The following is an 11,684-nucleotide window of genomic DNA, read 5'->3' as shown; positions in this document are numbered from 1 at the left end:
GCCCGGCACGCCGTGGAGAGTCGTGGCGCACCGGAGTCAGGAGGTGCGCGCGGCGCTACTCGATCGGCACCGGCGGCTCGTCCACCGTCGCCAGCTGCGTGATCTCCGCGTCGGACAGCACGCCCGCGTAGACACGCAGGTCGTCGAGGCGGCCGGGCAGCGGGTTGCCCCATTCACCGTTGTCGTGGCGGCGTGAACCACCGACCATCAGCGGCCCGGCGGGCTGGTAGGTGTCCTCGCTGAGCACACCGTCCTCGTCGCCCTGCCGCTGCCCGGAGACGTACAGCTTGATGGAGCTGTTCACCGAGTCGAAGACGGCGACGACGTGCACCCAGCCGCCGGGCGCGTTGACCTCGTCGGAGGTGACCGTCGCGGCCGGGCCGAGCAGGACGTCCGTCTCGTACCGCCCGAAGTTCCAGTCGCCGACGCTCTGGCCCTCCGGCTGCCGGTACCAGAGGCGGAAGGAGTTCCGTTCGGCGCCCGGGTGGGAGAAGACGGTCGGCGAGTGGGCGATGTCGAGGTTCTCCAGCCGCGACTGGGCGGCCAGGTCGACCCAGCCGGCCAGGGTGTAGCTGCCGGACTCGTCCAGGGACACGGGCGAGGTGGCCCGCGAGTACTGGGCGGCGTCGAGCTCCAGGACACTGCCGTGGGCGGGGTCGTCGGTGGTGGCGAAGGCCGCGCCCTGTTCGAGGGTCAGGCCGTGGCCCCGGCCGGTGGCGTCGGCCGCGACGGTGCCGGAGGTCTCGTCGAAGCCCCAGTTGGCGAGCAGCGCGGGCTGGGTCTGCCCGGTGGCCGGGTTCTCGGCGTTGGCGATCGCGCCCATCTCGTGGTCGAAGACCACGCGGTTCCAGACCTGGATGTGGTCGAGGTCGCCCTCGAACCACGACGAGTACCGGCCGCTCGCCTTCATCCGGCCGACCTCGAAGGTGCCCTTGGCCGCCCACGGCGTGGTGAACTCGGTGGCCGCCTGGAGCTGTCCGTTGACGTAGAGCCTGATCTGCTTCCTGTTGTGGTCGTAGACGCCCATGACATGGGTCCACGCGCCCACCACCGGCGGCTTCTTGGACTGGGCGCGCACGATCGTCGGCTCGTCGGCGTCGGTGGCGTACCGGTTGAAGACCCAGCGGTCCAGCGACTGCGAGAAGTACAGCTGGAAGGCGCCCGCGCGGGTGCCGCTCTGGGTGGCCACTGTGGAGATGTGGTCCTTGGAGGTCAGCCGTACCCAGCCGCCGACGGCGAAGCTGTTGGTGGTGTCGAGCACGGTGGACGCGGTGACACCGCCCTGTCCGCCGACGCCCGCGGTGCGCAGCCCGCCGCCGAGGCGTGCCTTGTCCGTCCAGGTCGTCGACGTCAGGGTGAGCGTGCGGTTGTTGCCGGAGGAGTCCGCGGCGGTCGTCCCGCCGCCGTCGTCGAACTTCCAGCTCGCGACCGGGTCGGAGCCCTTGGCCACCCGGAACTGGTAGTCGGCGTGCGGGCTGGCGTTGCCCGCCCCGTCGTACGTCTGCACGCGCAGGGTGTTGGTGAGCCGCTTGTCGGGCGCGGCCTCGATCTCGTACGTGGGGGTGTTGGCGGTGAACGACTTGCTGCCGAGCTTCACGCCGTTGAGCCACCAGTCGTAGCGGCGTACATCGCCCGCGCCGCCCTCGACCTTGAAGCCGGCGGTCATGCCGACGCTGCCCTGCTCCGGGTCGGCGGCGTCACAACTGGTGCCCGCGCACTCCTTGTAGACGGTCGAGGAGACCTTCGGCAGGAGCGGACCCTTGGAGTCCACCGTGAAGTAGCAGTAGCCCGACCACGGCCCGTAGAGGGAGTGGGTGTCGCCCTTCCAGGTGTACTTGTACTCGGTGCGGGCCCGGAACTTGTACGTGACCTTCTCGTCCAGGGTCGCGGTGAGGGAGGTGCCGGCCGTGCCGCTGTCCGTCCAGGTGGTCGGCTTCAGCGAGGTCGCCGTGGTCGAACTGCCCTTGTAGAGCTCGAAGTGGGGGCGCAGCGAGGCGTTGGAGGCGTCGCTGGACGTGGGCGTCGCGGTCAGCCGGGGCGTGGCGTCCCGGATCTGCGCGGGTGCCGAGGAGGCCGAGCAGGCGATCTTCGGGTCGGACATCTTCACCGACGACGGCTTGCTGTTCGGCGGGGTGACGTAGGTGATGGACAGCCGGGGCTTGCGCGCGGCGGTGGCGTCCGGGTCCAGCGGCGACATGAACTGCTTCCAGGCGATCGGGTCGCCCTCGTCGGCGCGCAGCCCGAGCGTGGTCAGCGTGTCCTTGGCCTTGGCGGTGTGCGCGACGGCCGCGGTGGCGTCGAACTCGATGTCACCGTCCTTGCAGTCCACGGAGTGCCCCTTGGCGGCGGAGACCGTGTCGACCTTCGCGTGCCACTTGAGCGACCGCTCCTGCGAGTTCCAGGTGGTGGACGAGGAGATCTGGCTGGTGCGGTACAGGTGGACGTCGCGCTTGTCACAGTTGGCCGACCAGATCGCGTACGCCGTGAAGGTGGCGTTGAGGATCTTCTTGCCGGCCACCCTGCGGGTGTCGAACTGGAACAGCGAGCGGGACTTCTTGTTGTCCACGAACGCGTCGTAGCCCACACCGAGGGCGTGTTTGGTCTTCCAGAAGCTGGTGCCCGGCGAGTCCGACCACAGCGCCGTCCAGCCCGTCAGGGTCGCCTTGACCGCGGGCGGGTCGATGACCACCGGGTAGGTGGTGTCCCGGTCGGTCAGGAAGTCCTGGTCGGGGACGACGGTCAGGGTGTCGTCGGTGACGGCCGTGTCCATGACGGCCGTACGGGAGGTGGCGTCGGCGCTGAGCGCGTCGGCGACGGCCTCGGCGGAGCCCGACGACGATGCCGAGGAGGTCGCGGCGGCCGAAGAGGCCGAAGAGGCCGTGCCGGGCGCGGAGTTCTTCCCGGCCGACGAGGTCTTCCGCACCGGGGAGTCCGCCGACGGCTTCGCCTCGCTGCCCGCGTCCCACATCAGCGCCGAGCCGCTGGAGACGACCGCGTGCCCCGAGGCGTCCACGAACGAGGCGGCCCCGGAGTCGTCCGGGCGCACGGACAGCCCCTCGGTCTCGACGGGGAAACTCACCTCCCGCAGGGCCGGGTCGGCGGCGGCCTCACGGCTGTGGACCACGAGGTGGTAGGTGAACCCGTCCGAGTGGGCCTGCACGGCGAGGTCCACGTCGGGCAGCACCGACCGGTACACCGCCGACGAGCCGTCGACCTCCGGCTTCGGCAGCTCCCACGGGGAGGAGACCGCGTACTCCTTGCCCGCCAGCACCATCCGGGCGAGCGGTTCGCCGGTGCCGCCGCCGGAGAAACGGATGTCCTCGGCGGCGCGTGGCGCGAGGGAGCCGTCTGCCCGGGTGACGAGCGTCGTGTCGATGGCGGTCCACTCGCCGTCCTTGCGGACGCGTTCGGGCGAGGTCGCCGTCTCGGCGGTGAAGGTGCCGTCGGGATGGGCGACGACCCTGCTGGTCGACGACGTCAACTCGTCGACGGTGACGGATTTTCCGGAGGCGACGGCCCGCTCGGAGGCGCGTGCCTCGGCCGTGGCGGCCGGCAGCTCGTCGTCCTCCCAGAAGTCCTTGCCCCGTGCCCCGTCGTCGGCCGTCCGGCCGGTGTTCCCCGTGTTCTTGTTCCCCGTGTCCTGGTCCGTGCCCGTCGCCTGCGCCGGAGCGGCTTGTAGTCCGCCGGCCAGCACGAGCACCGCGGACGCGACGGTCATCGCTCCGCGCATGGCTCGACTGCGACTGTGTCGTCGCACTCTTCCCCCCGCTTTTTATTTTTTGGTTATTCGTGGTCGAAGGGAGGTTAACCAGTGTCGTTTTGTTGACCAAGTGGCGATCCGTGAGGCACATCTCACACAGTGCGCACAGCAGCCCCACAGTCCCCGTCTGACCCTCGTTCAAAAACCTGAGTTAATCCGGGTAACACCCCAGGTCAGGGCCAGATCCTCCAAGTAAGCGCATACCGACCGATCAGTTTGCCGAAAGGCTCGCGTTCAACCGAACCCACGAGTAGCGTTCACGCCCGCCCCCCTCCCTGCGGTCCGCACCCGGACCCGAGCCGCGCAAGGAGACCAAGGGATGACCGACCCGTTCTCGTCACCCCCGCACCGAACCCCACACCCGAACCCGTCCCCGCAGCATCGCCCGTACCCGCCGCACACCTCGTCCCCCTCGTACTCGTCCCCCTCGTACCAGACCTATCCCTGGGTCCCCCAGGAACCGGAACAGCAGCCGCCCCAGGACGCCCCGCGCCACCCCTCCCCCGGCCACCACAGCGACCTGCGGGTACTGCGCGGCGCCTACCGCTGGCAGCGACGGGTGGCGACCCTGACGGCTCTCGGCTACTTCGTGCTGTTCCTGCTGCTGTCCGCGTTCGCCCCCTCGTTCATGACGAGCGAGGTCAGCGGCGGACTCTCCACGGGCCTGCTGCTCGGCCTCCTCCAGGTACCGGTGACCTGCCTCGCCATCTGGCTCTACGAGCACACGGCACGCCTGCGCGTCGACCCGCTGGCCGACCGCATCCGCGAACTGGCGGCGGTCGACGCGAGGCGGGGGGCCGTCCGATGACCGTCACCACCGCTCTCACCACCGCCCCCACGCCCACGGCCCTCCCCTCGACCACGGCCGCGGGGCTCGCCGAGTTCAGCGGGTCGGCGCAGGCCATGTCACTCGTCGGCTTCACGGCGGTCGCCACCATCACGCTCCTGCTGTGCGTGATGACGGGTCCCGACCGGGACGACCTCGACGAGTTCTACACCGGCTACGGCTCGCTCTCCCCCATGCGCAACGGCCTCGCCATCGCCGGCGACTACATCTCGGCGGCGACGGTGCTGGGCACCGGCGGCGTGATCGCCCTCTTCGGCTACGACGGGGTCGTCCTCGCCCTGAGCACGGCGCTCTCCCTGATGCTGCTGATGTTCCTGCTGGCCGAACCCCTGCGCAACGCCGGCCGGTTCACCATGGGCGACGCGCTCGCCCGGCGGATGCCCGGCCGCTCCGTCCGCGTCGTCGCCTGTGTGGTCACGATCGCCGCGCTGATGCCGATGATGCTGGTCCAACTCGCGGGCACCGGAGACCTGTTGGCGTTCATTCTCGGCTTCTCCAGCGACAGCCTGAAGACCGGTGTCGTGGTGGTGGTCGGCGCACTGATGATCGGCTACGCGGCCATCGGCGGCATGAAGGGCACCGCCCTCATCCAGATCCTCAAGATCGTGATGCTGCTCGGCTCCGGCGCGCTCATCGCCGTCCTGATCCTGCACAAGTTCGACTGGAACCCCGGCCTGCTGCTCGACGCGGCGGCCGAGAAGAGCGGCATCGGCACCGGCTACCTCCACTCCGGCCTGCAGTTCTCCAGCGGCCCGCACCCCGAACTCGACATGATCAGCGCCCAGTTGACGGTCGTCCTCGGCGGAGCCTGCCTCCCCCACATCACCATGCGCATGTACACCGCCAACAGCGCCCGCCAGGTCCGCCGCTCACTGTCCTGGGCGGTCCCCTCCGTGGCCCTCTTCGTCCTGATCATCTCGGTGATCGGATTCGGCGCGACGGCGCTCATCGGCCGCGAGGTGATCGCGACGGCCGACCCCCAGGGCAACACCGCCTACCTGCTGGGGTCGATGGCGGCGTTCGGCACGGAGGTGTCCACGGCGGAGACACTGCTCTTCACCACGGTCACGACGGCCGTCTTCCTGACGCTGCTCGCCTCCGTGGCCGGCATGATCCTCGCCTGCGCCAACTCCCTCGCCCACGACGTCTTCGCGGCCCGCGCCGGCAGGCCGCTCACGCCCCGCCGCGAGATGACCATCGCCAGGCTCTCGGCGTGCGCGGTCGGCGTCACGGCGATCGTCCTCGCCACGATGGTCCAGCACCGCAACCTCCAGCCGCTGGTCACGCTCTCGTTCTGCCTGGGCGCCTCCGCCATCGCGCCCGCCCTCGTCTACGGACTCTTCTGGCGCCGCTACACCCGTACGGGGCTGATGTACACCCTCATCGGCGGCTCCCTCTCGGTCCTGGTCCTCATGACCGGCACCAACCTGGTCTCCGGCTCCCCCCACGCGGCCTTCCCCCAAGCAGACTTCAACTGGTTCCCCTTCACCACCACGGGCCTCGTCTCCATCCCCCTGGGCTTCGCCTTCGGCTGGCTGGGCACCACCCTCTCGGGCCGCTCCAAGGCAGAGGAACAACGCCGCCAGTACGAGGCGGTGGAGGGCTGGATCCTGGCGGGCGCGACACGAAGGGGCGACTGACAGAGCGACTGACTCGGGGGCGGCCGAATCCCCGGCCGCCCTGAAACCCCCGGGTTCCCCGCGCCCCTCCAGGAGCGCGGGGAACTGCGCGAGAACCCCCACCCACCCGCACCCGACAACGCACCCACCAGCCGACCCGCCGCAGCCGCCCTCCCCGCCGCCCTACTCCGTCAGCGCCGACAGACTCTCCCGAATGCAGTCCATGTGGGCCCGAACGTCGTCCCACCTCTCCCCGTGCTCCCGCAACACCCTCTCGGTCTCCCGAGCCACCCACTCCTCCCGCCGCCGAGCCTCCGCCAACGCCTCCGCGGCCCGCTCCTCCGCCTCCTCCCCCATCCGCGCCGCATCGGCCTCCGCCTCGGCGAACCCCCGCTCGGCCGCGGCAAGCTCCGCCTCCGCACGCGCGACCCGTTCGGCCAGCCCCTCGTCGAACGCGGCCTCCCGCTCGGCCACCTCCCGCTCGATCCCGGCCACCCGCTCGTCGTACTCCTTCTGGAGCTCCGCGAGCATCCCCTCCGCCCGCTCCCGCGTCTCCCGCAGCGCGGCCAACGCCTCGCCCCGCCCCTCCTTCACCCCACGCCGGGCCTCGATCCGCAGCTCGTCCGCCTCGGCCTGGGCCGCCAACAGCACCTGCCGGGCCCGTTCCTCGGCCTCGTCCCGCACCTTGTCGGCGTACGCCTGCGCAGCCCCCCGCAGCCGCTGCCCCGCCTCCTCCGCGTCCGCCACGATCCGCCGGGCGTCCTCGCGCCCGCCCGCACGGACGGCCTCGGCCTCCGCGGCACCGAGCTCGAACAGTTCCCGCGCCCGCCCGCCGAGCGCCTCGTACGTCTGCGGGGCCAGCCCGGCGACCGTCTCGCGCAGCACGTCGAGGTCCGCGCCCATCTCCCGGGCCAGCACGGTCAGCCGGGCGGCCCGCTCCCAGGCGGCGTCACGGTCCCGGGAGAGGGCCGCCGCGTGGGCGTCGACCTCCTCGGGACGGTAGCCACGCCGTACGACATCGAACTCGAAGTCATGGGGTGCCGTCGGTGCGCTGCTCATGCTGGGCCCTCTCCGCCGGACGCACACGAAATGATGATTTCGCGCCACATCTTGATGGATCGGACCAAAGGGTTCATAACGCGACACTCCGTGCGAGGTCACGGGAGCGGACAGCCAGACGCCCACAGGGCCCCGCACCGCCCAGCGCCACACCGTCCCGCACTCGTGCGAGGCACCGTCCAGCACGCGTGCGAGGCACCGCCTCGGACACGCGCGAGGGCCCGGCCCGGATCACCTTCGTGTCCGGGCCGGGCCCTCGCGTCCCTCCGATGGCGGGCGGCCGACGTGGAACTCAGCCGCGACGGGTCACAGCAACCCGTCCCACATCTCCTCCAGCAGCACCGACCACCAGCTCTCCGGCGACGCGAGCGCCGCCGGGTCGAGGGCCGCGAGCTGCGCCTGGAAGTCGACGGTCCACCGGCCCGCCTGCTCCTGGTTGAGACCGAACCGCAGCCGCCACATCCGCCCGAGCAGCGCCAGGCAGCGCGCGAACTCGGGCAGACCCGTGTTCACGAACTGCGGCGGTACGGGCGCACCGCCCGGCCCCGCCTCCACCGGCACGGCCACGATGTTCGCCGTGCCGTACTGCACACAGAGCGCCTTGCCGAAGTCGCTGCCCATGACGAGGTACGAGCCCGCGTCGGCCGCCGGCTGCACCCCCCGCTCCTGCGCCAGCTCCGCCAGCGTCGGCACCGGACGGCCCGGCTGGGCCTGCGCCCAGAAGAAGGGACCCATGTCCACCGGCAGCCCGGCGACGACCAGGGTGTGCGCCACGATCGGCGGGACGCCCTGCCGCGACACCGCCTGCTGGTCGAACCGGAACACCCCCGGCCCGAAGGCCGCCGCCAGCTCCTGCCCGATCACCTCCGGCGGGACCGGCGGCGCCGGCTGCACCGGCGGCAACGGCGCCCGCACCGGCGCGGGCCGCGCCGGACCGTCCGCGACCTGATGCAACTCGCCCTGGTGAGCGAGGAGTTGGGCCATACCCTGCTGCCGGCTCGCGTGGTCCTTGCCGTACGGGGCGATGGAGGTGATGCGCGCGTTCGGCCACTGCTCACGGATCATCCGCGCGCAGTACGCCCCGGGCAGCTCGCACGACTCCAGCTCGGTGTGCAGCTCCAGCACGGCCTCCGGCGGGATGTTCATCCCGCGCAGCTCGTGGAAGATCTGCCACTCCGGGTGCGGCGTGCCCGGCGCCGAACGCCGGATCACCTGCTGCTCGGACCCGTCCGGCGCCCGGAAGCGCAGGACGGCCTGGTAGCCGGGGCCCACGGTCGGCTGCCCGGCGGGCGGCTGCGGATAGCCGTACGCCGGCGGGGCGCCCATCGGCGGCCCCGGCTGACCGGGCATCGGCTGTCCGGGCATCCCGTGGGGAGCACCCGGCGGCATCCCGGGCGGACCGGGCGGCTGCGGGGCCCCGGGCCCACCCGGACCGCCGAGCGGCGGCCCGGCCAGCATCGTCTCGGCGTGGTGCACGGGACCGGGGGCACCCGGCGGCGTCCCCGGAGCCCCGGGGGCACCCGGACCGCCCACGGCGGGCCCGGCGAGCATCGTCGCCGCGTGATGCACACCACCGGCGGGCGTACCCCCCGGCGGATTCGGCGCACCAGGAGCACCAGGCGCACCCGGGGCACCGGGAGCGTGCGGAGCGCCCGGCTGGCCCGGAGCCCCAGGCGGTCCCGGCGGCAGCGGCGCGCCCGGTCCGCCCACGGCGGGCCCGGCGAGCATCGTCGCCGCATGGTGCACACCACCGGCGGGCGTACCCCCCGGCGGATTCGGCGCACCAGGAGCACCAGGCGCACCCGGGGCACCCGGCTGACCGGGAGCCCCCGGGCCCCCCGGACCGTCCGGCCCGAGGGAGGAGACCAGTTGGGTCGGCACGTACCCGCCCGCCGGGGTACCCGGAACACCGGGACCGGACTGCGGCGGAGGCGTGGCGCCCGGACGCGCACCCGGCGTCCCGGGGGCCCCGGGCGGAGCCGGAGGCGGCGGCGCACCCGCCGCACCGCCCCGGCGCGGCGGCGGCGCGGCCTTGCTGGTGGCGGCGTCGGCGATGTCACCGGCGTGGGGCGCGAGCGAGGGCCCCGGAGGCGGCGTACCGGGCGGCGGGGTCCCCGGACCCTGCGGACCGGGTCCCTGGGGAGCACCGGGCCCCTGCGGGTAGCCGTACGACTGCGGCGCGCCCGGCGGCGGGGTTCCCGGGCCGGACGGAGGCTGCTGCGAAGACTGCGCGGGGCCGCCCGGTGCGCCCGAGTCGGCACCAGGGGCACCGAGGGCCGGCGCCACCGTCGTACGCGGGAGCTGGCTGCCGCCGGAGATCAACGCCGTCCTGGCCTCCGGCAGCGCGCTGGGCGGCGGGGCGTCGTCCGCGTCACTGACCTCGGACAGCTGGGGCGCGAACACGGTGTCCGGCAACGGCACCGAACGGTCGTCCTCGGCCTCGGCGTTGGTGTCCGTACCGGCCCACGGGGTCGCCCCGGCGGGCACCGCGTCGTGCGGTTCGGCGTCCCTCGGCGGCACCGCGTCCCGCACCTCGTCGTCCGCCGACGCCGCGGCCGGCCACGGCGTGGCGTCAGCGGGCACGTCGGGCGCCCCACGGCCGACCGAGGGCGACTGGCCGACCGGCCCCGCCATCGTCTCGGGCAGCGAACCACCGCCCCCGGACACCCCGTTGGCACCCGGGACACCGGAACCACCCGTACCTGAACCGGAATCGACGGCACCCGCGGCGGCGGCCGCCGCAGAACGGGACCCGCCACCATCGGACGCACCGGCACCAGAGCCGGACCCGGAGCCGACCCCCGAGCCCGCACCCGCACCAGTGCGGTGGTCCGGAATCCCCATCCGGTCCGCCGCGTCCTGCAACCACTCCGGCGGAGTCAGCAGGAACGACGTCTGGTTCAGGTCCACCCGAGCCGGAGGCTCCGGCGCCGCGGCCGGAGCGGCCTCCGTACGGCCGTACTCCTCCTCGAACCGGCGGATCACCTCACCCACCGGCAGCGACGGCCACAGCGTGGCCTCCCCGCTGTCCCGGGCGATCACCAGCCGCTGCGCGCCACCGTCGGAACGCGGGCCGTCCGCCCGGTCCTCCGCCCACACCACGAACCCGAGCTCGAACTCCCGCACCCGCACCTCACGGTGCTGGTAGCCCGGCAGATCACCGTTGATCCACTCCTCGGCGCGCTCCTGCGCCTGAGCGAACGTCACCATCGAAAACTCACTCCCCCGCGACCGGCACGGCACGCGCGAAGCCACCGTCCACCATCAGGTTGGCCACCGTCTCCAGTTCCGGCGGATTGCCCGCCAGCCGGGACAGGAACGCGTCGAAGTCGTCACCGGCCGGAAGCAGCAACCGCTCCACCCGCGCGGCCGGCGGCCACGACGGATCGACGTCACGGGCGTCGTCGTACGCGCAGAACCAGACCGACCCGATCCGGTCACCCTTCACCTTCACCGCGAGGATCCCGCCCTGCGCGAACGCCACGGCCAGATAGTCCTTGGTGAGATGGTCCCGCAGGCACTTGTTGACGTACACCAGGTCGTTGACCGCGGCCTCGTCCCGCACCGTGAAGAACGGCTGGTCGACCAGCAGCCCCAACTCCGCGTCCAGCGCCGCCCCCACGGGAGCGCAACCGCCCGCCGCCTTCAGGAACGACCGGTACGCGCCCGGCAACCGGTACCCCAGATCCTCCTCGACGCCCTGCACCTGCGCCTCGGTCACCGCCACCGCCGACGACTTCGGCAGCCCGAAGTGCGCCGGCCGAGTCTCCTGCAACGGCCGCGTACCACGCTTGTGCTGGTCGACGCGGGCCGTCGCGATACCACCGTGGTGCCGCAGCAGCGCCTTCACCTCGACCGGCACCAGCTCCAGCCGCCGGCCACCCGGCGCGTGGTGCCACGTCCAGCCGTGCGGCGTCGCCACCGGCGGGATCGTGTCCCACAGTTCGTGCCCCGAAGCCGCCAGCGCCGCGTTCGCGGACACATAGTCCGTCAACCGAAGCTCGTCCACGCCGAAGCCCTCCGGGGGATCGGCGATCTCCGCCGCGGCGCGCGCGTAGGGCGAGAAGTCCGGATAGCCGTGCGCGTCAACACGGACACCCCTCGGGTGACGCGCCGCCCGGACCGGGTCCGGAAACTGCACGACCTGCCCGGCGTAGGCCGCGTTCGGCGGCGCGGCTTGCTGCCCGAGCCGACCTGTCGTCATGGCGGTAGCCCCCTGCGGCGTTCTGTGAGACCTGTTCTGGCTGCGTTGTTGCTGTGTCGTACTGCTCTCCGACAGCAGAAAAGGCCCTGGTACGGCCTGTTCTGTCCGCCCTCGATCGCAAGACCGAACGGATCGCGGTTGTCGACAGCCTAAGCGGTACGGCCACACCGGTCATCGGGCCTCCAGTTCCGTGAC

Annotated in this window: 6 protein-coding genes; 2 read left to right on the top strand and 4 right to left on the bottom strand. The window is 72.4% G+C overall.

What is annotated here, in order from left to right:
* Nucleotides 1-55: 55 nt before the first annotated feature.
* Nucleotides 56-3,718: a LamG-like jellyroll fold domain-containing protein gene (locus tag ACZ9QC_RS25260; protein ID WP_472915209.1), complete on the bottom strand. Its 3,663-nt coding sequence runs from the start codon at nt 3,716-3,718 to the stop codon at nt 56-58.
* A 361-nt stretch (nt 3,719-4,079) separates the two neighbouring features.
* Here ACZ9QC_RS25260 and ACZ9QC_RS25255 point away from each other — a divergent pair, with 361 nt between their 5' ends.
* Nucleotides 4,080-4,568, top strand: a complete 489-nt coding sequence (locus ACZ9QC_RS25255) for a DUF485 domain-containing protein (protein ID WP_472915208.1) — start codon at nt 4,080-4,082, stop codon at nt 4,566-4,568.
* Between the two features lie 95 nt (nt 4,569-4,663).
* On the top strand, nt 4,664-6,247 hold the full coding sequence (locus tag ACZ9QC_RS25250; protein WP_472921799.1) for a sodium/solute symporter: 1,584 nt from the start codon (nt 4,664-4,666) through the stop codon (nt 6,245-6,247).
* A 162-nt stretch (nt 6,248-6,409) separates the two neighbouring features.
* On the opposite strand, the gene ACZ9QC_RS25245 is transcribed toward ACZ9QC_RS25250, so the two are convergent.
* The 3 genes from ACZ9QC_RS25245 to ACZ9QC_RS25235 form a co-directional block, all read right to left on the bottom strand.
* Complete coding sequence (locus ACZ9QC_RS25245; RefSeq protein WP_472915207.1) at nt 6,410-7,285, bottom strand: cellulose-binding protein; 876 nt, start codon at nt 7,283-7,285, stop codon at nt 6,410-6,412.
* Nucleotides 7,286-7,591: 306 nt separating this feature from the next.
* On the bottom strand, nt 7,592-10,495 hold the full coding sequence (locus ACZ9QC_RS25240) for an SUKH-4 family immunity protein (RefSeq protein ID WP_472915206.1): 2,904 nt from the start codon (nt 10,493-10,495) through the stop codon (nt 7,592-7,594).
* 7 nt (nt 10,496-10,502) lie between these two features.
* Nucleotides 10,503-11,489, bottom strand: a complete 987-nt coding sequence (locus ACZ9QC_RS25235; RefSeq protein ID WP_472915205.1) for an SMI1/KNR4 family protein — start codon at nt 11,487-11,489, stop codon at nt 10,503-10,505.
* Nucleotides 11,490-11,684 lie beyond the last annotated feature (195 nt).

Source organism: Streptomyces sp. HUAS MS02, assembly GCF_055702265.1.
Note: the sequence above shows the minus strand (reverse complement) of the source record. Positions and strands in the feature narration are given on the sequence as shown.